Source organism: Sphingomonas sp. GW821-FHT03E12, from assembly GCF_059420685.1.
In genome coordinates this window covers 108,797-134,385 of the sequence record NZ_JBWKUF010000006.1, presented here as the reverse complement: position 1 = coordinate 134,385, position 25,589 = coordinate 108,797, and the positions used below count along the sequence as shown (strand labels likewise).

Annotated in this window: 15 protein-coding genes; 9 read left to right on the top strand and 6 right to left on the bottom strand. The window is 65.9% G+C overall.

The window, feature by feature from the left end:
• The first annotated feature begins 43 nt into the window (after window positions 1-43).
• Window positions 44-3,001 carry a TonB-dependent receptor gene (locus AC07TU_RS18595; RefSeq protein WP_495189422.1) on the top strand — a complete coding sequence of 986 codons (2,958 nt, stop codon included), beginning with the start codon at window positions 44-46 and terminating at the stop codon, window positions 2,999-3,001.
• 71 nt (window positions 3,002-3,072) lie between these two features.
• On the top strand, window positions 3,073-4,203 hold the full coding sequence (locus AC07TU_RS18590) for an alkaline phosphatase (RefSeq protein ID WP_495189421.1): 1,131 nt from the start codon (window positions 3,073-3,075) through the stop codon (window positions 4,201-4,203).
• A gap of 70 nt (window positions 4,204-4,273) precedes the next feature.
• Here the strand turns inward: AC07TU_RS18590 and AC07TU_RS18585 are convergent, their stop codons facing one another.
• The 4 genes from AC07TU_RS18585 to AC07TU_RS18570 all read right to left on the bottom strand — a co-directional run bounded on the left by AC07TU_RS18585 (window position 4,274) and on the right by AC07TU_RS18570 (window position 10,453).
• Window positions 4,274-5,947, bottom strand: coding sequence for an FAD-dependent oxidoreductase (locus tag AC07TU_RS18585; RefSeq protein ID WP_495189420.1), 1,674 nt, complete (start codon window positions 5,945-5,947; stop codon window positions 4,274-4,276).
• A gap of 14 nt (window positions 5,948-5,961) precedes the next feature.
• Entirely contained in the window at window positions 5,962-8,910 is a 2,949-nt protein-coding gene (locus tag AC07TU_RS18580) for a TonB-dependent receptor (protein WP_495189419.1), read from the bottom strand.
• A 75-nt stretch (window positions 8,911-8,985) separates the two neighbouring features.
• Entirely contained in the window at window positions 8,986-9,933 is a 948-nt protein-coding gene (locus AC07TU_RS18575) for a FecR family protein (protein WP_495189418.1), read from the bottom strand.
• Window positions 9,917-10,453, bottom strand: coding sequence for an RNA polymerase sigma factor (locus AC07TU_RS18570; protein ID WP_495189417.1), 537 nt, complete (start codon window positions 10,451-10,453; stop codon window positions 9,917-9,919). Before AC07TU_RS18570 ends, AC07TU_RS18575 begins: the two co-directional genes overlap by 17 nt.
• 412 nt (window positions 10,454-10,865) lie before the next feature.
• Here AC07TU_RS18570 and AC07TU_RS18565 point away from each other — a divergent pair, with 412 nt between their 5' ends.
• A complete protein-coding gene (locus AC07TU_RS18565) occupies window positions 10,866-13,586 on the top strand; it encodes an autotransporter family protein (RefSeq protein WP_495189416.1) in 2,721 nt (906 codons plus the stop codon).
• Between the two features lie 189 nt (window positions 13,587-13,775).
• Window positions 13,776-14,282 (top strand): ECF-type sigma factor, encoded by a 507-nt coding sequence (locus AC07TU_RS18560; RefSeq protein ID WP_495189415.1) that lies wholly within the window; start codon window positions 13,776-13,778, stop codon window positions 14,280-14,282.
• Between the two features lie 135 nt (window positions 14,283-14,417).
• Here the strand turns inward: AC07TU_RS18560 and AC07TU_RS18555 are convergent, their stop codons facing one another.
• Entirely contained in the window at window positions 14,418-16,757 is a 2,340-nt protein-coding gene (locus tag AC07TU_RS18555) for a protein kinase domain-containing protein (RefSeq protein WP_495189414.1), read from the bottom strand.
• Window positions 16,758-16,896: 139 nt separating this feature from the next.
• Between AC07TU_RS18555 and AC07TU_RS18550 the strand changes: the two genes are divergently transcribed.
• On the top strand, window positions 16,897-20,052 hold the full coding sequence (locus AC07TU_RS18550; RefSeq protein WP_495189413.1) for an autotransporter outer membrane beta-barrel domain-containing protein: 3,156 nt from the start codon (window positions 16,897-16,899) through the stop codon (window positions 20,050-20,052).
• Window positions 20,053-20,128: 76 nt separating this feature from the next.
• Here AC07TU_RS18550 and AC07TU_RS18545 read toward each other — a convergent pair whose 3' ends face one another.
• Window positions 20,129-21,025, bottom strand: a complete 897-nt coding sequence (locus AC07TU_RS18545) for a LysR family transcriptional regulator (RefSeq protein WP_495189412.1) — start codon at window positions 21,023-21,025, stop codon at window positions 20,129-20,131.
• Window positions 21,026-21,101: 76 nt separating this feature from the next.
• Between AC07TU_RS18545 and AC07TU_RS18540 the strand changes: the two genes are divergently transcribed.
• The 4 genes from AC07TU_RS18540 to AC07TU_RS18525 all read left to right on the top strand — a co-directional run bounded on the left by AC07TU_RS18540 (window position 21,102) and on the right by AC07TU_RS18525 (window position 25,496).
• Entirely contained in the window at window positions 21,102-22,346 is a 1,245-nt protein-coding gene (locus tag AC07TU_RS18540) for an MFS transporter (protein ID WP_495189411.1), read from the top strand.
• Entirely contained in the window at window positions 22,343-23,455 is a 1,113-nt protein-coding gene (locus AC07TU_RS18535) for an alpha/beta hydrolase (protein ID WP_495189410.1), read from the top strand. The genes AC07TU_RS18540 and AC07TU_RS18535 overlap by 4 nt, the downstream gene beginning before the upstream one ends.
• A 294-nt stretch (window positions 23,456-23,749) precedes the next feature.
• Window positions 23,750-23,923 carry a hypothetical protein gene (locus AC07TU_RS18530; RefSeq protein ID WP_495189409.1) on the top strand — a complete coding sequence of 58 codons (174 nt, stop codon included), beginning with the start codon at window positions 23,750-23,752 and terminating at the stop codon, window positions 23,921-23,923.
• 241 nt (window positions 23,924-24,164) lie between these two features.
• Window positions 24,165-25,496 (top strand): exopolysaccharide biosynthesis polyprenyl glycosylphosphotransferase, encoded by a 1,332-nt coding sequence (locus AC07TU_RS18525; RefSeq protein ID WP_495189408.1) that lies wholly within the window; start codon window positions 24,165-24,167, stop codon window positions 25,494-25,496.
• Window positions 25,497-25,589: the final 93 nt, after the last annotated feature.

Here is a 25,589-nt window from a genome sequence, read left to right as displayed (position 1 = left end):
GCCTTCTCAGAAACATAAACCCATATCATCAAGGAGACTGAAAATGACGGGCCACCCCGCCATTGCGCGTATCGTTTTGCTTTCGACCGCGGCACCGCTCGCCCTTGGCCTGGCGCTGCCGGTACACGCGGCGAACGGACGTGATGACGATAGCGCGGCAGTCGCGGCCGACGGCACAGCGCTTGCCGACGCCGCACTGGGCCAGGTTTCCGGCGTCGTCACCGATGAGTCCGGCCGCTTCATCAACGGCGCCGAGGTGCGAATTGAGGGATCGGCGGTCGTCGCGACGACGGATACCGAGGGCCGCTTCCGCCTGTCGCGCGTCCCGGCCGGCGCACATACGCTGGTCGTCACCTATATCGGCTTCGACGCCGGCCGCCAGCAGGTCACCGTGCAGCCGAGGGTGCCGATCGACATCGCCGTGTCACTCAACGCGACGTCGGAGGGCGGCGATATCGTGGTCACCGGTTCGCGCCCCATCGCCGAGTCCGAAGCGGCCGCCTTGCAGCTGCAGCGCTCGTCGCCTGCGCTGGTCAGCGTGGTCGCGGCGGACAGCATCGGGCGCTTCCCCGACCAGAATATCGCTGCCGCGCTGAGCCGTTTGCCCGGCATCGCGGTCGAGCGTGACCAGGGTCAGGAGCGGTTCGTCAGCCTGCGCGGCGCGCAGTCGAGCTGGACCACCATCTCGTTCGACGGCATCAACGTGATCAGCCCGGCGGGTCGCACCACCCGCTTCGACACCATCCCGTCCTCGATCGCCAGCGCCGTCATCGTGCGCAAGGCGGTGACCGCCGACATGACCGGCGAAACCGTCGCCGGCAATATCGACGTGCGCACGCGCGGTGCGTTCGACTACCCCGGCTTTCGCGCGGCGGGCGACATTGGGCTCGGCTTCAACGATCTGGGCGGCGGCAAACAGTATAATGCGAGCGGCTACATCTCCGACCGCTTCGCCAACGACACCATCGGCATCCTGCTGACCGCCTCGCGCTACGAGCGCGACATGGTCACCGACAATTTCGAGGGCAGCTGGCAGTTGCGCAACAACGTGGTCTGGAACAACAACACCCAGAACAAGCTGTATCGTCTCACACGCTCCAACACTGCGTTCGGCGGCCGGCTCGACTGGCGCCCTTCGCCGGAGCACCAGTTGTTCCTGATGTCGGTCCACACCGAATTCCGCGACGACGAACTGCGCAACCAGTATCAGTTCGACGTCGACGACAGCCGAAACGGCCCCGGTTACGCCAATGCCGCGCTGGGCAACACGCCGTACAAGGGCACCATCTATGGCGTCGAAATCGACTCCACGCTGAACAGCAACTCGTCGCGTCAGCGCATCTTCACCAACACGCTCGGCGGCAATCACGATCTGGGCAACAGCTGGGACGCGAGCTGGCGGTTCAACTTCACCCGCGCGCAGGACGATAGCCGCGGGCCGTTCAGCTCGACCTGGCTCAGCCCGCGCGACGTGCTGCTGCGGCCGACGGTCGACTATGATCTGACCGACCCGCGTCTCGCCAAGGTCCGGCTCTACCAGACGCTCCGCAACGCGGCCGGCGTGTACAGCAAGGGTGCCGAACGTCCGTTCATCGGCGCCAGCGAACTCGACTATTCGACCATGACGCGCACGCGGCGTCGCGACCAGACCGACGCCTACACCGCGCGTCTCGATCTGACGCATGATCTGAACTTCCTCGGCAACGAGACCAAGCTGCAGTTCGGCTTCAACTTCAACGACCGCACCAAGGAATCGAACCGCACCGTGCTGGAAGCGCGCGCGGCCGATCTGACTGCGGCTGGCATCGCGCTGCCGCGTCAGCAAGCGTTCTCGATCACCGACCCGTTCAAGGGCGCGATCCCGCTCGGCTACAGCTTCCGTTACTTCTCATCGGATGCCGGCGCGGCGCTGTTCGACTCCTTCATCGCACGCGGGGGTACGCGGGTGCAGCCGAATACGGCGGAGCAGAACTACTACAAGGTGAATGAACGCATCTATGCTGGTTATGCCATGGGTACGTCGTTCTTCGACTGGGGCAACATCCTGGCGGGCGCGCGCATCGAGCATATCCGCAACGACAGCCGCGCCAACATCCAGACGACGGTGGGCGGGGTCACCCGCTTCACCCCGGCGGAACTGACCTCCAGCACGACGATGGTCTTCCCCAGTGCGCACATCAACTGGGACGTGACGCAGGACATGAAGATGCGCCTCTCGCTCAACACGGGCGCGGCGCGGCCCGATTATTCGGACCTGCGCCCCAACCTGTCGATCAGCGACGAGGCGCAGACGGTTTCCGGCGGCAACCCGCGGGCCAAGCCGGAAAAGGCCAAGGGTGTCGATCTCTATTATGAATGGTACATGCCCTCGCGCGGCTTCTTCTCGGTCGGTGTCTTCTACAAGGACATCCGCGACGTCCTGTTCGACATCGAATATCCGCAGTTCGACATCACCGATTTCGACACGCCGGAACTGAAGCGTTCGACATACCTCTATTCGACGATCGGCAACGGCGCGAGCGGATCGATCAAGGGCTTTGAAATCGCCTTCTCGCAGCCGTTCGAAGGGATCGCGCGCAGCCTCGGCCTGCCGGACTGGATGGGCGGCTTCGGCGTCCAGGCCAACCTCACCTACAATGACTCCGAAGCGACCACGCCGGACGGCCGCAAGGTAGCGCTGCCCGGGTCGTCCAGGACCGTGTACAACGTCTCGGGCTATTACGAGAAAGCCGGCTTCTCGGTTCGCGCCAGCTGGCAGTATCGTACCAAGTGGATCGAATCGCTCGGTTCGAACGCCGTCGTGGGCGACAATTATTGGGGCGATGTAGGCCGCCTCGACGTGTCGGCGCGCTATGCGATCAACAAGAATATCGAACTCTACTTCGATGCCAACAACCTGCTGAACGAGCCGGGCGTGCGCTATGTCGGCGACGCCCGCCGCTCGCTCGAGGTCGAGACCTTCGGCGCGCGCTACATGTTTGGCGCCCGCTTGAACTTCTGATCCATTTCCCCCTGACTGACCGGAGTGCCGCGCGCGGTGCTCCGGTCTCTCGTTCGACAAGGATGCCTCATATGCGCCGCTTCAAGACCCTGTTCCTCGCCTGCACGCTGCTGGCGCCGCCCGCACTCGCCCAGACCGCCGAGCAGGCACCAGCGCCCGTACCGAATGCGCGCAACGTGATCGTCTTCATGGGTGACGCTGGCGGCTTGCCGACGCTCAGCGCGGCGGGCATCCTCGCCCATGACAAGCCGCAGTCGCTGTTCATCCAGTCGATGCCGCACATCGCGCTGTCCGACACCTCGTCGCTCAATCGCTGGGTGACGGATTCGGGTGCGGGTATGACCGCGATCATGACCGGCCATAAGACCAACAACGCAATGGTGTCCGCCATCCCGACGGGTCAGGGCGATGCGGTCACCCCGGTCAAGACGCTGCTCGAATATGCCGAGCAAAGGGGCCTCTCGACCGGCGTCGTAACCAACAAGGCGATCTGGGACGCGACCCCCGCTGCCACTTATGCCCATGTCGCTGCACGCCGCGACAAGGACGAAATCTTCCGACAGATGCTCGCGCCGCGTTTCGGCGATGGGGTCGATATCCTGATCGGCAAGGGCCGGGCCGACGCCATCGCGTCATTCGCAAAGGCTGGAGTACCTGCGGAGCAGGCATTCGCCAAAGCAGGCTATCGGTTCGGCGAAGATCCCGTACTGGTGCGTGAGGCGAAGCGCGTCGCGGTGTTCCGCGATGCGGATTTCGAGCCGCTCCCGGCGGTCGAGGCGACGATCGCCCAGCTTGCCAAAAACCCCAAGGGCTATTTCCTGATGGTCGAATGGGACATGCATACCGACAAGCCCCAGGCTGGCCTGCGTCGCGTGATCGAAATGGACGACATGATCCGCCGCGTCAGTGCGATTGCCGGCAAGGACACGCTGATCATCTTCACGGCGGACCACAGCTTCGGACTGCGCATGGGTGGCGGAACGCGGGGTACGCCGCTGGCCGGGCAATATGCGGCGGAAGCCGCGAAGCCCGACGCAACCAGCGCGAGCAACAAGGTGATCGGTGTTCAGGACGGCCATACCGGCGAGGAAGTGATCGTTGCCGCCTCCGGCCCCGGTGCCGAGAAGGTGCGCGGCTTCATGCCAAACACCCGTTTGTTCCAGATCATGATGGATGCCTACGGGTGGAAGGCTGACAAGTAGGGCTTGCGCTGATCTGGCGGGACATTCCCGCCAGATCAGGCGCGAAGCCGTGCGCCCATCCGGAAGCTGCTCATTCGTCTGTCGCGTCTTCGGGCAGACTCAGTATCTGCCCGTTGGCGATCAACCGTTCACGCAACCCGGCGTAGTCGATATCCTGCACCGGGCGACCGCTCGCGATGGCGAGCGAGGCCGCGGCCGCGGCGGATTCGCCGAGGATCATGAACACCGGCTCCATCCGGATCGAACCATAGGCGATGTGTGATGCGGACAGTGCCACCGGCACCAGCAAGTTGCTCGCCTCGCTCCGCTTCGGGATGATCGCGGCATAGCTGATCGGGTAAGCACGGCCGGGGCTGATCTCGATATTGCCCTCGTTGCGCGCGAAGCCGCGGGCGTCGACGATGCGCTGCACATTATGCGAATCCATGTTGTACGAGCCCATGCCGATCGGCTTGGGGGTCGGTTTGCTGCCGCGCAGATGCGGTTCGGCCATCACGAAATCGGAGACCATCCGCCGGGCTTCGCGGACATAGACTTCGCGCGGCCAGTGGCCGTTGCCGGCGAACTCGTCCTTGCACAGACCCCATTTCGACATTTCCGCGCGCGTCTCCGCCGGAACGCTGGCGTCGTTGGCCATGAACCAGAGCAGGCCTTGCTGATAGGTGACATGCTCCGCGACGATCGCGGCGCGCTCCGCGTCGGTGCCCGTCGGATAACCATAGTTCATGCCGATATTGTCGAATGAGAAGGCGCCGAAATTATTGGTGTCGGTCTTGCCATTCGGGATGCGATCGAACTTGCGGAAGAAGTCGCGATAACCCGCATCCATATAGCGCTTGAGCAGCGTGTACTGGCTCGCATCATAGCCGCGCGGCCTGGGGAGGGGGACGCGATTGGCGGGCACGTCGGTCAGGCACATGCGGAAGGTGTAGGCCTGGATCTTCTTGTCGGCGCTGCCGTGCGGCCCGACGGTGTTGCCGCTGATCCGCGGTACCAGGCCGCTCGCGGGATCGCCGGGCACGCGATAGGGGTCGATGTCGAGCGTGAACTGGTGGTTGGTCGTGTTCTTGAGCTGCACGCCGTTCAGCGTCTCGCCATATTGGCTGTTCGCCTCGCGGCCGGTGGCGAAGGAGACGCCGGCGCCGGCCATCAGGTCGCCTTCATAGGTCGCGTCGATGAACATCGCGCCCTCGAAGCGCTGGCCGGTCTTCGATTGGAAGGCGACGATCCGGTTGCCCTTGCGCGTGACGCCCCTGCGATCGCGCTGCAGCGGCTGGTTGCGGACCACCGTCACGCCGGCCTCGCGCACCCAGTCCTCGAAGATGCGTTCGGCGACCTTGGGTTCGAACTGCCACATCGCATCGTCGTCGACGAAGTTCTCGGTGGCTTTGGCGGGACGCTCCGACCAGATCCACACGGCGGGATCGTCATAATATCGCTTCACCCGGCGATAGAATTCGCGCGAGAGTCCGCCGATCGCACGATGCTGGCCGGTATCCGACCAGCCAAGCCCGTTGGTGGTCATCCCGCCAAGGTAGCCGGCGGTGCAGACGAGTAGCACCGAGCGATCCAATCTCCGCGCTTCGATCGCGGCAATGACCCCGCCCGAGGTGCAGCCATAGATGACGATGTCGGCGCGCATCGGCGTCGACGGCTCGGCGGCTGCAGGGGCGGAAAGTCCGGCCGCGGCAGGGATCAGGCAGGCAGCGGTTGCGGCCAGCCGGCGAAGCAGGTTCCGGTTCATATCGTTCCCCGCTCTCAGAAGTTCGCTGCAATGCCGAAGAAGATCCGGCGATCCTCGCGCGCGGTGAACGTCAGGCGATCGGGCTCGCCCAGATATTGCCGGTCGATCGCCTTGGTGAGGTTGATGCCCTCGACCGTCAGACGGACATTGGGTGTCAGGTTGATCTGCGCTGAGGCATCGAGCTGCCCGCGCCCGTCGACATAGGTATTGCCGCCGCTCGCCGCGCCGCCCACCGAGTTCAGATATTTGCTGCGATAGGTATAGGCCGCACGGAGCGAGAAGGTGTCGTCCTCATAATAGCCGATCAGCGTATAGCTGTCGCGCGACAGGCCGGGCAGGGGCAGGCGCTCGCCGGTAATCGCGTCGACAAGCGGGGTCTTGCTGTCGACATAGGTGTAGTTGAGCTGCACGCCGAGATTGTCGAACGGCGCGGGCAGGAAGCGGAAGGCGTGTTGATAGGCGAGTTCGAAGCCCTGGATCGTGCCGTCCTCGCCATTCTGCGGCTGCGAGATGTCGAACAGGCCGAAGCGTTCGGAAAAGCCCGGCACAAATTCGCGCGTGACGGTGGTCACCGTGAAGGAGTCGACCTTCTTGTAGAACAGCGCGCCGGTGAGCGAACTGGCCGGGGCGAAATACCATTCGAGCGTCGCGTCCGCCTGAAGCGCCTCGAACGGGCGCAGGTTGGGATTGCCGCGCGATCCGGTCATCGAAACCGTGTTCGGGACGAAGCTCGCGCTGACCTGGTTGAGGCCCGGCCGCGCAACGACCTTGGCGCCGGCGAGGCGGAGCGTCAGATCCTCATTGAAGTCGATCGACAGGTTTGCGCTCGGCAGCCAGTAGCCGAAATCGGCCTTCACCACGGTGGTAGCCGTGGGTGACAGGAAGCCGGTCGTCGCACGCGCCGTGTCGATATAGCGCAGGCCGAGATTGCCGCTGTAGCGCGTGCCCCCGATCGTGCCCTTGAAATTGCCCTTCACATAAGCGCCGAGCGTCTCCTGCCTGACGTCCTTGATCGAGGTCGGGCCGACAGTGATCGAGGTGTCGTAGGGATCGGGTGCCATCAGCCCGAAGCCGTCGCGGGCAACGCGCTTGTCGAGCGTTCCGCCGAGCAGATCGCGCGGAAACGTGCCGTTTGTGCCGGGAAAGAAGTGGGCGGGAGCCGTGCTGTAGCTCAGCCCGGGCAACTCATCGATGGTGAGAATGCCGTCGCCGTTGCGGTCTCCCCTCGCGAGCAGGCTCGCCGCGACCGGGAGGTTCTGCGGATCGGCGGCAAGCAGTTCGACCCGCTCGTAGCGGACGCCGGCCTCGACTGACGAGAGGATGCCCCAGTCGGTGTCATACCCCCAGTCGAGCCGCGCATCATAGCCGCGATTCTCGGTCACCGCGTCATAGTCGAAGACCGAAAGCAGCTGGTACTGGCCGGGATCATTGGGGTTGAAGTTGGCGTCGATCGACAGGTCGGGTACGGGATTGCCGCTGCGGAAATCGTAGCTTGCATTGGCGGTATTGCCGGCGCGCGGCACGACGACATAAGTGAAGGAGGCGCCGGGTCCGCCGTCGCTGCCCTTGCCGTGCGCATAGGACATGTCGAAGCGGATGCGTGCCCGATCCTTCTCCCACTTCAGCGATCCGCCGAGCAGGGTGGATTTGAGATCGGTCGGCTCGTCATAGATCAGCGGCCGTACCGTCACGCCTTGAAAGGTGCCGGCGACCACCGTGCCCTGGTCGTTGACCACGGCTGCCGTGTCGTTGTTGTTGAACAGCACCTGATAATTGACGCTGTTGCGCTGGCGCTTGAGGTGATTGAACGTGGCGTCGAGGATAATCTCGAGCGTGTCGGTCGGCCGCCATTGCGCGGTGCCGTTGACGGTCAGGCGCTGCTCGGCTCGGTCGAATATCCGCGCCATGAAGCGATTGGGCCGGAACAGCCCGGGATCGTCGATCCCATCGCCATTGCCGTCGATCGCATTGGTCCGTGTCCAGCCGCCCGCGTCGAACGAATGGCCGCGCGTCTTCGTGTCCGAGTAGGCGACGCTGGCGAGCAGACCGAACCGGTCGCCAAAGCGCTTCGAGACCATCGCCGATCCGCGATAGCCGATATGATCCGCCTGATCGGCATGGGCGCCCTGAAGGCGACCGGCGACGACCAGATCCGCAAGGTCCAACGGGCGCTTGGTCTTGAGGTTGACGGTCGCGCCGAGCGCGCCTTCGGGCATGTCCGCGGTTGGCGACTTGGCCACAACGATTGAGGAGAGGATCTCGGGGCTGACCGATTCCAGCGCGGCATTTCCACCATTGCCCGGCCCGATATAGTTGCGGCCGTTGATCTCGAGCCGGTTCTGCGAGATGCCGCGGATCGTGAAGTTGGAGCCGTCACCCTCGCGCCGGCTGATCTGGACACCGGTCACACGGCTCATCGCTTCGGCGACATTCTGGTCGGGCAGCTTGCCGATATCCTGTGCGCTGATCACGTCGACGATCGAATCCGCTGCCCGCTTGGCCGCGATCGATTCCTGCAGCGAGGCGCGGATACCGGTGACGACGACCTCTTGCGCCGCGTCTGGCGCCGGCTCCGTGCTGTCCTGCGCCGGCTCAGGGGACTGGGCGGCATAGGTTTCGGGCGCCGCTGCCGCGGTGGTGCGGACGGCCGGTGCGGACGATCGCCGCTTCAGCGCGATGGCGCGCCCGACCCTGATGGGGACAAGGTCGGTGCCCGCCAGCAGCATCTGCAATGCGGCGGATACCTCCATCGACCCTTGAACACGGTTGACCCGGATTCCGTCCGTGACCGTTCCGGAGGCCAGGATCTGGACCCCGGCCTGGTGTGCGAAGAGCGGGATGCCGGTTCGGGCATCTTGAGGCTGGATGTCGAAGCGCCGGACCTGTGCAGCGGCCTCGGTGGGTATCGAGAGCCCGCAGGCAAGCGCCGCGGATGCCAGCAAACACGAACGCAGGTTAGTCATTCGATCCTCCCCATATCGGGCGTCCGTTTTTCGGTACGCTCTCGACTGACAAGAGTCGGGGCTGGTTCTTTTCCGTCAGGGTGAGGCGATCTTTTTTCGGCTCAGCCGGATATCCGAAGGGGTCATGGTGACGCTGACCTGGTGTGAAACGGCCAGCGTTTCGGCAAAGGCCGCAGGGTTGTCGAGACGGAACAGGCCGACCAGCCGCTCTCCGGCCAAGTCCGGATCGGCGAGGATCAATTGCTGACGATTGTAGCGGTTGAACTGGGCCACGGCGTTACCCAGCGTGTCGTTCTCCAGCGCGATCTCGCCGCCGCGCCAGGCCAGCGAACGCTCGATCGCAGCAGGAGCGGTGCCGGTCACCGGCGCGGACTGGCCTTGCCGGAAGGTGGCGTATTGCCCGGCCTGAAGGATGGTCATCGCGCCACTGTCATTGCCGGCCCAGACACCGACGATGCCCTCGGTCACCGCCACCTGCACGCCGTCTTCAGTCCGCCGCACGGAGAAGGCGGTGCCGAGCGCGCGCGCCTGGGCGATCCCGGCATCGACGATGAAGGGGCGCTTGCGATCCTTGGCGACCTGAAAATAGGCTTGGCCCTTGTCGAGCGCGATGCGGCGTCGGTCGTCGCCGAGTACGACCCGCAACGCGCTGTTCGTGTCGATCGTCGCGACCGAGCCATCGGCTAGCGGCAGGCGCCGGATTTCACCGCGTTCGGTGGTGACTCGCGCGCCGGCCAGCTGGGACCAGCCGACGAGACCGGCGATTGACGCGGCAACCGCGCCGCCCGCTCCCATAAGCATCCATCGGCGTGTGGGGTGCGGCGCCGGGAGTTCGTGCGCGGTTTCGGCGGGATCGGGTGCCAATGCGCGATCGATTGCACTCAGCGCGGCCTGCGCGCGGAGCAATGCGCCGGCGCGGCGAGGGTCCTGTGCCAGCCATGCATCGAGCTCAACCTGTCCGGCGGCGTCGAGCGGATGGCGCAGGGCCCAGCGGGCGGCGGCATCTTCAACGGGATCGTGCATGGCTGACACCTCCCGTGCTCACATCGTCCTCTGTCTCGGCATGGGTCAGCAGTCGCACGACCGCGCGCAGCGTGCGACTTGCTTCGTTCTCGACAATCGTTTCGCTCACGCCAAGGGCCTGCGCGATTTCCTTCTGCGAAAGGCCTTCGACCCTGCGCATGATGAAGATCTGCCGCGCGCGATCCGAAAGCGTAGCAAGCGCCGCCTGCACGCGTCCCAGCTCCTGCCGGGCGCTGGCGACCCGGTCCGGAGACAAAGGGTCGCTTTCCAGTTGCGCCTCCGCTGCATCAGTCAGGGACTCGATCCGCACCACACGGGCGCGCTTCCGCTGCTGCTCGGCGAAGTTGCGGGCCATGGTGAAGAGATAGGCGCGCGGCACCGTGATGTGGGAAACATCGGAAAGCTGCGCGAGCCGACAGTAACATTCCTGCACCACATCCTCCACGTCGGCGGCAGCCACGAGCCGCCGCCGGAGCCAGATCCGCAGCTCGCGTTCATGGGGCAGGATCTCCCGCCCCACCCATTCGGCAAGCGCCTCCCGTTCCGTCGTTCCTCTCCTCTCTCGTGCGTATAGAGCTTGGCGATCGGTGTTTCCGTCAATGAAGACACAATTTCCGCAAGGCCCGGAAGTCCATGCCGCACCACGGAGGGGTTGTTCAGGAAATCAGCGAAGCGGCCCCATAGCCAGCGCCCTGCTTGCCACGGGCACAAGCTTCTAGTGATCAAGCACCCGAAAGTGGCCGCGAGTCCGCCGTCGTCGCGCAAATTGGTAATTTGGTAACGCTCTCGTATCTAAGGGCAAAATAGGGGGGCAGTCGACCCAATAGGGGAGAGTGCTCATGATCTTGCGCGTATCGCAGCGTTGTTCGGTCGGGCTGGTTGCCGGCCACAAGCATGTTCTGCTTTGCACGGCTGCTGGCATGGCGTTCTGCATGGCATCGCCCGCCCGTGCCGACTGCGTCCTCACGCCGACCCCCGGCGACGATATCTATATCTGCGATAGCGGCACCGATCCCGGCGGGCTCAACGATCCTGGCGGGAACAACCGCCTCACGCTTCCCGCGGGCGGAAGCGGGACGATCGATGGCAATGTGACCTTCGGGGGCGGTGCCGACACCGTGATCATGGCTTCGGGCCGGGTCAATGGCTCGATCGACCAGGGCAATGGCGACGACCGGTTCGAGATCAGCGCGGGAATCGTCGCTGGTCAGGTGCAGCAGGGCGAAGGCGTCGATCATTTCGCGATGACCGGTGGCGAGATCAACACGCTCAACCAGGGCGGCGCGCTCGACACGTTCGTCATGTCCGGCGGACGGATCGTCGATGCCTTTGACGATGGCGATCATGCGGTGATGACCGGCGGCCGCATCGGCCGAGTCAACATGAAGCTGGCGGACAATCTGTTCGACATGTCGGGCGGCACGATCGACCGCAACCTCGTCACCGGGTTCGGCAACGACACGATCATTGTGTCGGGCGGGACGATCGGCGGCAACATCAGCGTGTCCGGCGGCACCGACAGCGTCACCGTCACTGGCGGATCGATCGGCGGCGACGTGCTGCTGAGTGTCGGCACCGACCGCTTCGTCTGGAACGGCGGCGGCGTGGTCCACGGGACCGTCGATCTGGGCGGCGACAACGACAGCGCGCAGCTCACCAATCTGACCGATGCCAATCTGGGCCGCAGCCCGCGGATCGCGGGCGGCGAGGGAATGGATTCCCTGGTTTTTGCCAACATCACGACCAACAACGTTGCACGGTTCGACGGCTGGGAGCGCATCGACGCGACGAACGACACCGAACTGACATTCGACCGCTTCCTGACACTCGGCGATGCCGGGACCGGGACCGGCGTCATGACGCTCGATGCATCGAGCACGATCTTCGGCGGCGGCGCGAACGGAGGCATCGCCGCCTTTACCGCCGGCCAGCGCGCTCGGCTGATCAATGCCGGCCGTATCGACCTCACCAACGGCAGCGGCGGGGCGGGGGACCGCTTCACCGTGCGCGGCGATTATGTGGGCAATGGCGGGCTGCTGCTGCTCAATACCGTGCTGGGCAACGACACGTCGGCATCGGACAGGCTGGTGATCGACGGCGGCTCGGCGACGGGGGCAACCAGCGTCACGATCTTGAACGCCGGGGGAAGCGGGGCGTCGACGACGCAGAATGGCATCCTGGTGGTCGAAGCGATCAACGGCGGGACGACGGCCAGCGGCGCCTTCTCGCTCAACCATCGTGTCGCGGTCGGTGCCTTCGAATATTATCTGTTCAAGGGCGGCGTTTCGGCGGGTACCACCGACAATTGGTATCTGCGCTCGACGCTGGTGACTCCGCCCGCCGCGACACCGCCGCCCGAGCCTGCCCCGGCTCCGCCGGCGCTCACCCCGCTGCCGCCGCCACCTGCGCCGGCGCCGCCCGAACCGCCGGCGCTGCCGCCGCCGCCGGCTCCGCCACCGCCACCACTGCCGCCCGAGCCGACCCCGGTCGATCCCAATCCGGTCGATCCCGCGCCGCCGGTGACCGTGACCGATCCGGCGCCGCCGCCGACGCCTGCGCCACCGCCCGCACCGCCGCCCGCGCCACCGCCCGCACCGCCCGCGCCGCCGGAGGAACCCGCGCCGGTGCCCTCGCCCGTTCCGACGGTCGTGGTCGAACCACCGACGCCGGGCGCGACGCCCGTGGTGGCGGAGCTCGTGCCGCTCTACCGCCCCGAGGTACCGGTCTATGTCGCCGCGGTGCCGATCGCGCACCGTCTCGCTGCGGCGACGCTCGGTACCTTCCATGAGCGTCGGGGCGAGCAGGGGCTGCTTCGCGGCGGCGGGGTGCTTCCGGCGACCTGGGGGCGCGTATTCGCCGAAGCTAGTGAGATCGGTTGGAAGGGCGATGTCGCCCCCTCGTTCGACGGCGATCTCACCGGCTTCCAGATCGGGCAGGACCTGGTCGGCTGGGGCGAGGAGGGGGGCGTCAACGCGCGCCTTGGCGCCTTTGTCGGGCGGACGGGTACCGACGGTATTGTGCGCGGTCGCGCGCTGGGCTGGAACAACCTCACCGTCGGCCATGCCGACCTCAAGAGCACCAGTGTCGGCGGCTATGTCACGCTGGTTGGCGACAGCGGTTGGTATGTCGATGCCGTGGGGATGCACAGCTGGTTCGACGGCGAGACTGTCGCCAGCACCGGGCTCGGCGTCGATGTCGATGGCCGCGGCTGGGCTGCCTCGCTCGAGGCGGGCTATCCGCTCGCGCTATCCGGTCGCTGGACGCTGGAGCCGCAGGCGCAGATCGTCTGGCAGCGGATTACGCTCGACGACGGCGTGGACTCATTCTCCACGGTCGATTTTGCCGCGGGCCAGTCATGGACCGGACGCCTCGGCCTGCGTCTGCAGGGGGACTATGGCGACGAGGGGCGGCGATTGCACCCCTATCTCCATGCCAGCCTGTGGAAGGGCTTCTCCGGGAAGCAGGACACCCGTTTTGGTGCCAACCCTATCCGCACCGAGCTCGACCGCAACGAAGCCGAGGTCGGGCTGGGCTTTGTCGCGCGTTTCGGCGGAAACGTGGCGGTCCATGCCAGGGGCGATTACGGCTTCGAGATCGATGGGCCACGAAGCCGCCGCTGGAGCGGGACCGCGGGCCTGACGATCGGCTGGTAGTGAGCTCGCGGCCGCCGCGGACAGGTTGTACCTAGGCGGTGGGCGCGGTGGCGTTGGTGCTGGGCTCCCGGATTGCGCTTGACAGGGCAAGATGACGGCCAGGGCCCTCATCCCGGACGCCCAGTCCACCGCCGCTACAGAAAGTTTCGCTTCCCCAAAACAGCCGTTGCCCGATATTCCATGGCGTGCATGAGTGATCCGAGCGACAGCGACCGAGATCGGATGTTGAGCGATCTCTACGATGAGCTGCGCGCAGCCGCCGCGCGGCTGCTGCGCCGCGAGGCTTCGTTCCTGACCCTGCAGCCAACCGAACTGGTCCACGAGGCGGCGATGCGGATCGTTCAGCTCGACCGGATGAGCTGGCACGATCGACAACATTTCTTCGCCACCGGCGCGCGCATCCTGCGTCAGGCGATGATGGACGAGATCCGCAAGAAGCGCAGTGCCAAGCGGCAAGCACCGACCGTGAGGGTCACGATGGACGCGTCCGTCGGCATCGACGTCGAGGCACTCGACGCGGCTTTGGTCAAGCTGGAGTCGGCTTCACCCGACCTCGCGCGTCTGGTCGAACTGCGCTATTTCGTCGGTCTCGGCATCCCCGAAATCGCCGCCGTTTCGCAGGCATCGGAATCGACGATCAAGCGGCGATGGCAGACCGCCCGGCTCTGGCTGGCGAGCGAGCTGAAGGCCGCCTAGAGTGGGATTCAGCTTCGCTGATCGCGGTGCTGGCCCGCTCCCCCACCCGGCCACCCATATCATACGATGCCGTTGGGTGGCCGGGTGGGGGAGCGGGCCGGCACCGCAACCGATCCAGCGTTGCTGGATCAACGTCTAGCAATAGCGGCGTACGGCTGTGGTGACCGGCGCGATTTCGTTCTCGGCGTCGCGCGCGCCGAGGTCACCGGCATCGCGGAGCGCCTCCCACGCTTGCCCAGCGGCACGCGCGGCGGCGCAGGCCTCGCCCCGTGCACCCGCCTCGGCCAATATTCTGGCGTGATTGGCGCCCGCGACACCAACCTCGCGACGATGCTGGGGGTCGCCGGGCGACCGCGTGAGCCGTGCCGCGCGCAAGGAGAATCCCAACCGCGACATCGCGGCGGCTTCGTCATGACGGCCAAGGCCGTTCAGCACGAGTGCGCCCTGGCCGTAGAGGATCGACAGGCGACGCTCGAGATTGACATCCGGTCCGAAGCTCAGCGTCCGTTCCAGCGCGGTTATGCCCTCGCGTGCCTGCGCCAGCGCCTCTTCGCGGCGGCCGGGCAATTCGGCCAGCGTCCCGGATAGGTTGAACTTCGCCTCGCCCAGCTTGTCCGTCCAGACCGCCGAAGGGTGGCGAGCCAGTTGCGCGCGGACGAGGGCGTCTTGCTGGCGATACCAGGGCAGCGCGCCGGCGACGTCGCCCGAATAATAGACTGCATCGCCGATCCGGCTCAACATGCTCGCTTCCAACGCGCGGGCGTCGCGTTCGAGCCGGCCGCTGAAATGCGCGCGCCGCAGGTCGGCAAGCGCGGCCCGAATGACTCTGGCGGCAGAGCGCGGCCGATCGGACCAGAGCAGATCATAGCCGCGATTGCGGCGCGCGGTGAGCAGGCCGAGACGTGCCTCCGGCAGCCCGGGGTCGCGCCGCAAGGCTGCCGCGAACAAGCTCGCCGCGCGCCGTGTGGTGGCTTCACTGTCCGGTCCGTTGCCGAGCAGCGTCCAACGCCCCAACGTGACCCATCCGGCCTCGGTGAGGGCGCCGGCGTCGGCAGGATCTGTGGCCAGAATCGCCCGAACCTGAGCTTCGGCGCGATCAAGCGACTGCCGGGCACGCTCGGGCTGGCCAAGGCTCGAGACGCCCGACAGCCCTTCCACCGCCGCCAGCCGCCGCCAGCCGCGCGCGATATCGAGCTGGAGGTCGACCGGCGCATCCGGGACCCTTTGCAGCCGCTCCAGATAACGGCGCGCGGTCTCGGCGAGCCGGAGCCGGCTCGGCAAGGTGCCGGGAGAGTCTGCCAGCTCGTCATAAAGGTCGAACAGCATGAAGCGCGACAGCGCGCGCACCTCCATGAAGCGCCGCTCAGCCTCGATCCGTGCCTGCTCCGCGCGCACATAGAGGATGGTCGAGACGATTGCCGCCGCACCAAGCAGGAGGATGATGGCGGTCGTGATCATCGCGCCGGTGCGATGCCGGCGCAGAAACTTGCGGGCGCGATAGACGGCCCCCACCGAAGCCCGCGCCGCCACCGGAAAATGCGCCTGATAGGCTCCCAGATCCGCGACCAGCGCGGGAACGTCCGGATAGCGGTCCGCGGGAGCGGGCGCGCGAGCCCGCGCGACGATCGCGTCCAGATCGTCGTCGCGGACCTGATCCTTGAGAAGCGCGTCGAGCAGGACGCCGAGGCTGTAAATATCCCCGGCGACGGTCGGAGCGCCGCCCTTGACCCGCTCCGGCGCGGCATAGCCCGGGGTCAGCGGATAGGGCGCGCCGGTTTCGGCGGGCTCGATCTCTCCGATCAACCGGGAGATTCCGAAATCGAGCAGTTTCACCACGCCGTCGGCGCGCAGCACGACATTGGCCGGCTTGATATCAGCGTGGACGACAAGGGCACGATGCGCGAAGGCGACCGCCTCGCAAATATCGAGAAAGGCGGCGAGCCGCCGTTCGCGCGCTGCGGCGGCACGGTCGAGCGCCGTCGTGACCGCCTCGCCGTCGACATATTCGATGGCGAGCCAGGGCCGGCCGTCCTGGCTGCCGCCATCGACCACCCGGGCGATGCCGGGATGGTCGAGCCGGGCGAGGATCCGGCGCTCCTCGGCGAAGCGGCCTTCGGCGTCGGCGGCGGAAAGGTCGGCGCGGATCAGTTTGATCGCGACGGTCTGGACATAGACGCCGTCATCGCGCTCGCCGCGGACGACGCTGCCCATGCCGCCTTCGGCGATCAGCCTGGTGATGCGGAACGGGCCGACCCGCTCGGGCATCGGCAACGGCGCGACACTGGTAGCGACGAAATTTCGGGTGGCGAGCGCCTGGAAATCGTCGCCGGCGCGGGAAAGCAGTTCCGCCACGCGCGCGCGGAGCGCCGGCCGGTCTCCGGTCAGCGCCCGGACGCGGGCATCGCGCGCGGCGCCCGCGGGCAGGTCGAGGCATTCCTCGACGATCGCCAATGCGTCCGCGTCAAGCTGCGCCACAGGACCACCCCCGCCAAATGCTCGCATAGCGGCGGCAAGGGGAACAGCCCCCGCAAATATTTTTCAACCGTGCTGAACCGTCCCGCCCGCGGATCGCGCCTTGGTCTTTCGGAAACGCATGAGAGTGGGGGACTGGGGCATGGCGAAGACGATCGGCGAAATCGCGAAAGGGCTGCGGTTGAGGCATCTCGTCGCGGCGACATCCTCATTGGCAGCGCTCGTCATGGCCGATCCGGCTTTCGCGCAATGCGCAACGACGACGGCACCCGACGGCACGGTGACGCTGGCCTGCGGCGACACCATCACCAACTCCCGCGTCAATCGGAGCGGTAACAACCCCTCGACCAACGCGAACTACCAGGCTTTGGAAGCCCCGCTCAACGTGACCGTGAACAGCGGCGTCACGATCAGCGGATGGGGGTTGTACGTGTACAATGGCACCCAGCCCGCGAGCACCACGCCACGGCCGCTCAATGTCGTCAACAACGGCAGGGTCAGCCACACTGTCGCCTGGAACGATGCTGACGAGAACGATGGTTTCAACATCGGCAGCAACAGCGGTCCGATCCGCTATTCCGGCAATGGCAACGTCACCACCAACGGCACAGTGGATGTCTCTAGTTTCGTCGGGGCAACCGCCCTCGTGATCCACGCGTCCGGTCTGGGGCATTCCGTCACGTTCGGATCGCAGGCGGCTCCTGTCAGCGCCACGTTCAGCGGCGAAGGGGGCATCCGCATGGTCGCGGAGAACAGCAGCCTCGATGCATGGTTCGCGGGCGGCACGATCACCGCGACACGGCGGGACAATGGCGTGGGCGCGCTCGACATCCAGGCCGCCGACAGCATCAACCTGACCATGACCGGCGGGACAGTCGTGAACGGCGGCATTTCCGTCTCCCTCACCGCTGGTTCCGGACATAGCGTGTCGTCGCTGCTCTCGATCACCACCGATGCGCGGGTGACCAACAGCTATTCGGCCGGGGCGGGACTGACCGCCTTCAGCCGGGAAGCCGGCGCCAACGTGGCGCTGACCAGCGGCGCATCGATCAACGTCGCGAATGTCGGCGTCATACTCGTGCCTATTGGGGGCGAGAGCCGCTTCACGACGGCGTCCGGCACGGCGATCAGCCAGACCGGGCCGACCGGCGCCGTCCGGGCCGGCCTCTGGTTCAATCCGACCGGCACGGGTTCGCTGGCGGCCGACCTCTCCGGCAGCATCACCGCCAGCGGCACCGGTATCATTCTTCAGCCTGCCAACGGCAATGCCAGTGTCACGATCCGCGCGGGCGGCAGCGTCGGCGGCGATCAGACGGGCATCCAGGTTTTCCAAAGCGCGGGGGCGACGGGCGCGGTCGATATCCGGAACTTCGGGACGCTCAGCGGCGGCGTGGCCGTCGCGGGGACACCCGCCGGAACCGCCTTCACGCTGACCAACAGCGGCACGATGACCGGCAGGGTCAACGTCACCGGATCCTCGGTCGCCGCGTCGCAACTGACCAATTCGGGGACGTGGAACCTCGGGACAGGCGATTCCGCATTCTCGGGCAATATGACCAGCAGCGGTACGCTCAACATGGCCGACGGCGCGATCAACACGCTGACCGTCAACGGCAATCTCTCCTTCGGCACGGGAAGCGTCTTCCGGGTCGATGTCGGCAATGGCGTCAGCGATCGCGTCAACGTCACCGGTACCGCGACGTTGAACGGCAGCCTCCTGGCGTTCGCGACCGGCTCGGTCTTCACCGCCGGTACCTACACCTTGCTCAACGCCGCCGGCGGGATCAGCGGCACGTTCAGCACGCTGGCAACAACGCCGAACACGCCGGCACTGTTGCGCTACGATACCAGCAACGTGATCCTCGAAGTGGCCAACAACCAGGTCTTCACCACCTCCACGCGCGAAGCGCTCGTCTTCAACGCGCCGGCCGTCACGACCAACCGGGTGAATGTCTTCTCGACGCAGATCATCGGGCGTCTGCTGGGCGGCCAGCCGCTTTATGATCAGACCTTCGCCGCCGCGTTCAACAGCGTCGCCGTCCAGAACGGCCTGACGGCCGCGCGCGCAGCCATCACGACGGCAGGCGGCCCAGGCGTGATCATCGGCGATCCGGTCCGCACCTCGTCCACAACATCCAGCGCGACCAGCTCGGCCACCACCTTCTCGCTCGCCGGACCCGGCGTGGCGACGCAGACCGTGCAGACCGTTTTCGGTCCGGCCACTTTCCAGATCGGCGCACTGTCGACCTGCAATGTCTCGTCTCTGCCCTCATCGACTCGGCCGGCCTGCACAACCGGCGGCACCGCCTTCAACCTCGGCGATGCGCTCGAGGGGTTCAACATGATCACCACTACTACCTACACGGTCAACGAGACGCGCACCGACACGATCACCGAGACGCTGCGCGAGGTCTATGAACTGACCGGCCAGGTCGCCGCGGTCGGCATGATCCATGCCGAGGTCCAGTCGGGCGTGCTCGATCTCGGCGGGCGGCTGCTCGGGCGGCTGGTGGCGGTCAATGGCGGCAATGAAGGTTGGGGCGAGGTCTATCGCTTCCGGGTGAACCAGAGCGGGCGGCGGGACGCCTGGGGATTCGCGGGCGGCTTCGGCGTCGCGGTCGCGCCGGGAATCACGCTCGGGCTGGGAGTCGACCATGGCAATCTCGACATCGGCGTGCCGGGCGCCAACGAGGAAGGCGATGTCGAGCTGACCCAACTCGGCGCGCTCCTCAGGATCGAGAGCGGCCCGTTCGCCGCCAGCCTGGCGCTGGTTCACGGCTTCGGCAAGGCCGGGACGCTGCGCACGATCATCGGCTCCTCGCGTGCCGACTATGATGTTCGCGTCACCGGCGGCGCGCTAGATTTCGGCTATGCGATCGAGGCAGGTGGCTGGATGGTGCGCCCGGTCGCGGCGCTCGACTTCCTCCGTCTGTCGACCGAGGCCTTCGCCGAAACTGACACGCTCGGCCTGATCGCCGCGGAGCGGAGCGTCGATCGGGTGCGCGCCTCGGCCGGTGTCGAGGTCGCCCGCGATTTCGGCGGCATCGCGGTCGGCACTTCGGCGCGCTATCTCGCCGTCCTGGACGGCGACGAACGGACGCTTCCCGTCGCCTTCGCCGCGGCGCCTGGCCGGTTGCTCGACATGACCGGGCCGAGCGAACCGGACACATTGATGGTCGGTGCTCGCGCCCGCATTCCGCTGGCGCGCAACGCCGCGTTCAGCGTCTCCTACGGCGGGCGGTTCGGCGGCGGCTATGACGGTCATGCGATCGCCGCAGGGATCGGTGTCTCGTTTTAGAGCCATCCGATTCTGCTCGGCGGGAGACGCCCGAAGCAAGTTTGCGTGCCGCCAACAGCGGAGCTCCGCATGCCCGTTAGTCGCCGCGATAGCGCAGTGCCTCCACCAGCAACGCAAAGGCCGGTGATTGCTGACGACGGCTGGGGTAATAGAGGTGGTAACCGGGAAATGGAGGCGTCCAGTCGGCCAGCACCCGGATCAGGTCGCCGGAATCGAGATGGGGCTGGGCCACATCTTCGGGCATGAAGGCGATACCGAGACCATGGAGCGCGGCATTCCTGATCACGACGATGTCGTTGACGGTCAACTGCCCTTCGACGCGCACATTGATCTCGCGCGTCCCCTTTTCGAACTCCCAGACATAGACCCCGCCCAGCGTCGCCAGGCGTAGATTGATGCAGACATGGTTCGCCAGATCCTGCGGGATCTTCGGCTTGCCATGTTCCCTGAAATAGGCCGGCGCCGCGACGGCGGCCATCCGGAGGTCCGGTCCGATCCGCACGGCGATCATGTCGCGGGCGACGCGTTCGCCCATCCGGATGCCGGCGTCGAAACGCTCGACAACGATGTCCCGCAGCGTGTTGTCTACGATCAGATCGACCTGAATGTCCGGATACGCCGCCAGGAAGGTCGCAAGAGCGGGCCAGAGAACGGTTTCCGCCGCGTGATCGACAGCGGTGATCCGGATCGTACCCGCGGGCTTGTCGCGAAACGCGGTCAAGTCCGCGAGGCCCATCTCGATTCCTTCCAGATGCGGGCCCACCGTCGCGATCAGCCGCTCGCCCGCGTCGGTCGGAGCGACGCTGCGCGTCGTGCGGGTCAACAAGCGCACGCCCAGCCTTTCCTCCAGCGCGCGCATGGTCTGGCTGAGGGCGGAAGGGGACACGCCCAGTTGCGCGGCCGCGCGCGTGAAACTGCGTTCACGCGCCACCACGATGAAGGCACCAAGATCGGCGAGCTGGGAACGGGACATTTTGAAGTACTGCTTAAAGATGCATGCCGATTATAGCATCTAATTGCTCGTACATGCAGCCGCTATCTGAGCTGCCATGCAAATCGATACGACCTCTTCCCCGGCCGGCACCGGGTGGCAGGCCGCGCCTGCGCGAGCAGCAAGCTGGAGCTCGGTGTTCGCGCTGACACTGTGCGTATCGACGCTGATCGCGTCGGAATTCATGCCCGTCAGCCTCCTGACGCCGATCGCATCCGATCTTCACCTGAGCGAAGGTATGGCCGGGCAGGCGATCTCGGTATCCGGGCTGTTCGCCGTGCTGACCAGCCTGACCATCGCATCGCTGACGCGCGGTATCGATCGTCGCACCGTCCTGCTCGGTCTCACCATATTCATGCTGCTTTCGGGCCTGCTCGTCAGCTTCGCCCCGAACTATGCCGTGCTGATGATCGGACGTGCGGTGCTCGGCATCGTCATCGGCGGCTTCTGGTCGCTGTCCATTGCTACCGTCATGCGCCTTGTGCCGGAGGATCAGGTGCCGCGCGCGCTGGCGATCCTCAACGGCGGCAATGCGCTGGCGACGACGATCGCCGCCCCGCTCGGCAGCTTCCTCGGTCAGTTCATCGGCTGGCGCGGGGCGTTCTTCGTGGTCGTTCCGTTCGCGGCGGTCACGTTCGCGTGGCAATGGCTCACATTGCCTTCAATGCCTTCGGATCGCTCGGTCCGCAGCGCCGGCACGCTTGGCGTGCTGCGCCTGCCGAAAGCCGCCAGCGGCATGGTCGCGGTCGCGTTGCTGTTCGCGGGTCAGTTCGCGCTGTTCACCTATCTGCGGCCCTTTCTGGAGAGCACGACGGGCGTGAGCGTATCGCTTCTGTCGCTCATCCTGCTGGTGATGGGCGGGGCGGGCTTGATCGGAACCTGGCTGATCAGCCGCGTCGTTGCCAGGAATCTGACCGTGGCGCTGGTATTTGGGCCGTTTGCCATGGCGGTGGTTGCCGTCGCGCTCGTGCTGCTGGGCACTGTGCCGCTGCCGACCGGGATTCTGCTCGCGATCTGGGGCCTCATCGGGACTGCGATGCCCGTTGCCTGGAGCACATGGATGACCCGAACCCTGCCCAACGACGCCGAGGCGGGCGGCGGGCTGATGGTCGCGGTCATCCAGCTCGCGATTACGCTCGGCACCGCAGGAGGCGGCCTGCTGTTCGATGCGGGCGGCTATCGGGCGACCTTCCTTGTCAGCGCGGTCCTGCTCGGCGCCTCCGCCCTCGTCGGTACCGCCATCGCACGCCACTCCACCGCTGAACCCGCCATTCTCCAGCCCCCACAAGGAGCGATTTCATGAGCCTTGCCGACCTCACACTTCCGCCAGAGCGCGAACCCGCACCTTCGCTCAGCCGGCGGCGGTTGCTGCACCTTGCCAGCGCTGGTGCCGCGGCGCTCGGCATCTCACTCTTCACCCCGAATTTCGCGAAGGCCCGGGACATGACCAGCGGTGCTGACAATTTCTACAAGAGCGATGCCGTCGATATCCGGAAGGTGACGTTCAGAACCCAGTACAACATGCGGGTGACGGGCAACCTGGTATCGCCCAAGGCGAATGCCGCCGGACGGAGTCCGGCGATCATCGTCGGCCATCCGATGGGCGCGGTGAAGGAGCAGAGCTCGATGCTCTATGCACAGAAGCTGGCCGAGCAGGGGTTCGTGACGCTGGCGATCGACCTGCCCTTCTGGGGCGAGAGCGAGGGCGAGACGCGCAATCTGGTCGCGCCCGAACACTATACGGAAGCGTTCAGTGCCGCGGTCGACTATCTCGGCACCCGCGACTTCATCGACCGCGAGCGGATCGGGGTGCTCGGCATTTGCGGGAGCGGCAGCTTCTCGATCAGCGCCGCGAAGATGGACCCGAGGCTGAGGGCCCTCGCCACGGTCAGCATGTATGACATGGGCGCGGCCGCGCGCGATGGGCTGGGTCATTCAGTATCGGTCGAGCAGCGCAAGGCCATGCTCGCGAAGGCGGCGGAGCAGCGCTATACTGAATTCACGACCGGCAAGCCGATTTTCCAGAATTATCTGCCCGTGCGATTGGGGGCAGATGCCGATCCGGTCACGCGCGAATTCTGGGACTTCTACCGCACGCCCCGCGGCATCGCGATCCCCGCTGGCCGGACGCTGGAGCAGACCCAGAACCGGACGCTGTCGAGTGAGGTCCGCTTCGTCAATTTTTACCCGTTCAACGATATCGAGACGATCTCGCCCCGTCCGATGCTGTTCATCGCAGGTGATCAGGCGCACTCGCGCGAGTTCAGCGAGGACGCCTACAAGCGGGCGGCCGAACCGAAGGAACTGTTCATCGTTCCACGCGCCGGCCACGTCGACCTGTACGACCGGGCGAATCTTATCCCCTTCGACAAGCTCGCCGCGTTCTTCCGCCAGCACCTGGCGGCTCGCTGATGCTCCTTCATCCGCTTTCAGGGACTCGCGCCCTGAAAGCGGACAAGTCGCTTGCAGTCCAAGAGACCGCCGGACGGCTATGCGCCCTGACATCAGCCATGCAGCATTTAGGGCAATTGCGAGCTCTGCCGGGGCTATCGTGCCACGTTGATGCAGAGGCCGCTGCTGCCCAGTAGCTCGTTTCGGAATGGGAAACGGGATCGCCCCGGCCAGATTGGATCGAGGCGTTTTACTCCTCCGCTCATCTCGGCTATAGGTCGTCCTGTCTTAAACAAGCGATTCACGTGGGAGAGGATGGGCGTGTTCGTGGACGATCCGATCGTTCCATTGGCGCAGCGTCAGGACCTGTCGTCGAGCCCGGTGCACGACGATGATCCCGTCGAGCGAATCATTCGCCGTCTGTCGCGTCTCGCGGGCTATGTTGCGCTGGCCGCGGCAGTGGGCGGGTTGTTCTTCCTTCTTCGCTGATCCTGTTCCTGTATCGCCGGGACGAGCAATGCTCGCATATCGCTGCGCTGCGGCGTCTGCGGCGAACGCGTCGTCGGATGGAGCCAACGGCCAGTCGCTAAACGTTGCCGGCGGCTGGCTCCGCGGGTTGCATTGCACTGCAGTATAAATACCCTTTGAGCGCACCCGGACAGCTGTCCTAGCCCAAGGGATCCCGCCAACGATGGACGCATCTACTCACGGAGAGTTCATCGCCCCGCGCGTGCGATCGAAACGCCTCCAGCGCATTCAGCTCTATCTTGAGCTGTTGATGCTGGATTGTGTGGCGATCGTTTCGGCATTCCTGATCTCCAGCCGTTTCGGTGGTGACACGAAAGTGTTCGACGGCTGGCAGCTCGCCCTGATGGCGCTGATCGGCTATCTGGGCTTTGCGCTGGCAGCCAATGTCTACAGCGCGACCAACTTCACCAATCCCCGCGCCAGTCTCAAGCGTTCGGTCTCGGCGCTTCTCTATGCGCTGGTGGCGATGGTGTTCTTCACCTATGTCGTGCACGCGAGCCAGCAGATCTCGCGGATTGCCTTTGGTTTCGGCGCCATGCTGGCGCTGTTTTTCCTGGTCGCCGGGCGTGCCCTGTTCGTTCGCGTCGCGCTTCGTCGGCTCGAAGGATCGCTGCTCAACGAACTGGTGATCTGCGACGGCGTGGAGACGCCAACGCTTCCCATCCGCCACCGGCTGAACGCGCGCGCACTCGGGCTTCGCCCGGACCTCGACGATCCCGAGATGCTCGATCGCATCGGCCGGCATCTTCGGGGGTTCGATCGGGTGGTGGTCTCCTGCCCGCCCGAGCGGTGCGACGCCTGGACGCTGCTGCTGCGCGGCGCCAACATCGACGGCGAATTCCTGTTGAGCGATCGCACGGCGGCCGACGTCATCGCGCTGGGACGAGTCGGCTCCCATTCGACGCATATCGTGTCGCGCGGGCCGCTCAGCACCAGCAACCGCGCCGCCAAACGCTGCCTCGACCTGGCAATCACCGTGCCGGCAATCCTTCTGTTCAGCCCGCTCCTGCTGATCGTGGCGCTGGCGATCAAGCTGGACGGCCCGGGACCGGTCTTCTTCAACCAGCTGCGCGTGGGCCGCGGCAACCAGCTGTTCCGCATCTACAAGTTCAGGACGATGCGAAGCGAGCAGAGCGATCACGCTGGCACGCGATCGGCGAGCCGCGACGATGATCGCATCACCCGGGTCGGCCGGTTCCTGCGCCGGACCAGCATCGACGAACTGCCGCAGCTCTTCAACGTCCTCGAGGGCGATATGAGTCTGGTGGGACCACGCCCGCACGCGCTGGGTTCACTCGCCGGCGACAAGCTGTTCTGGCAGGTCGACCGCCGCTACTGGCTCCGCCACGCGTTGAAGCCGGGTATCACCGGCCTGGCCCAGGTGCGCGGCCTGCGTGGGGCGACCGAGTCCGAAGCGGATCTGGAGGACAGGCTGGCAGCGGACCTCGAATATCTTCAGGGCTGGTCGCTATGGCGCGAGGTCATCATCCTCATTTCGACCGCAATGGTGGTGGTGCATCGCAAGGCCTTCTGACAGCGGATGGTTCTGAAGCGGCGGGCTCTTCCGGCCGTTGCCGCGTGAGTGGCCCCGGGAAGAATTCCACTTGGGTGCTGCGCGATTGCAGGG

What these genes read in the sequence shown, in the direction of transcription:
- AC07TU_RS18530 (WP_495189409.1), top strand. Translation starts at nt 23,750, where the DNA reads ATGGGCGTGTTCGTGGACGATCCGATCGTTCCATTGGCGCAGCGTCAG.
- AC07TU_RS18580 (WP_495189419.1), bottom strand. Translation starts at nt 8,910, where the DNA reads ATGACTAACCTGCGTTCGTGTTTGCTGGCATCCGCGGCGCTTGCCTGC.
- AC07TU_RS18540 (WP_495189411.1), top strand. Translation starts at nt 21,102, where the DNA reads ATGCAAATCGATACGACCTCTTCCCCGGCCGGCACCGGGTGGCAGGCC.
- AC07TU_RS18595 (WP_495189422.1), top strand. Translation starts at nt 44, where the DNA reads ATGACGGGCCACCCCGCCATTGCGCGTATCGTTTTGCTTTCGACCGCG.
- AC07TU_RS18560 (WP_495189415.1), top strand. Translation starts at nt 13,776, where the DNA reads ATGAGTGATCCGAGCGACAGCGACCGAGATCGGATGTTGAGCGATCTC.
- AC07TU_RS18550 (WP_495189413.1), top strand. Translation starts at nt 16,897, where the DNA reads ATGGCGAAGACGATCGGCGAAATCGCGAAAGGGCTGCGGTTGAGGCAT.
- AC07TU_RS18535 (WP_495189410.1), top strand. Translation starts at nt 22,343, where the DNA reads ATGAGCCTTGCCGACCTCACACTTCCGCCAGAGCGCGAACCCGCACCT.
- AC07TU_RS18565 (WP_495189416.1), top strand. Translation starts at nt 10,866, where the DNA reads ATGGCATCGCCCGCCCGTGCCGACTGCGTCCTCACGCCGACCCCCGGC.
- AC07TU_RS18590 (WP_495189421.1), top strand. Translation starts at nt 3,073, where the DNA reads ATGCGCCGCTTCAAGACCCTGTTCCTCGCCTGCACGCTGCTGGCGCCG.
- AC07TU_RS18585 (WP_495189420.1), bottom strand. Translation starts at nt 5,947, where the DNA reads ATGAACCGGAACCTGCTTCGCCGGCTGGCCGCAACCGCTGCCTGCCTG.
- AC07TU_RS18545 (WP_495189412.1), bottom strand. Translation starts at nt 21,025, where the DNA reads ATGTCCCGTTCCCAGCTCGCCGATCTTGGTGCCTTCATCGTGGTGGCG.
- AC07TU_RS18575 (WP_495189418.1), bottom strand. Translation starts at nt 9,933, where the DNA reads ATGCACGATCCCGTTGAAGATGCCGCCGCCCGCTGGGCCCTGCGCCAT.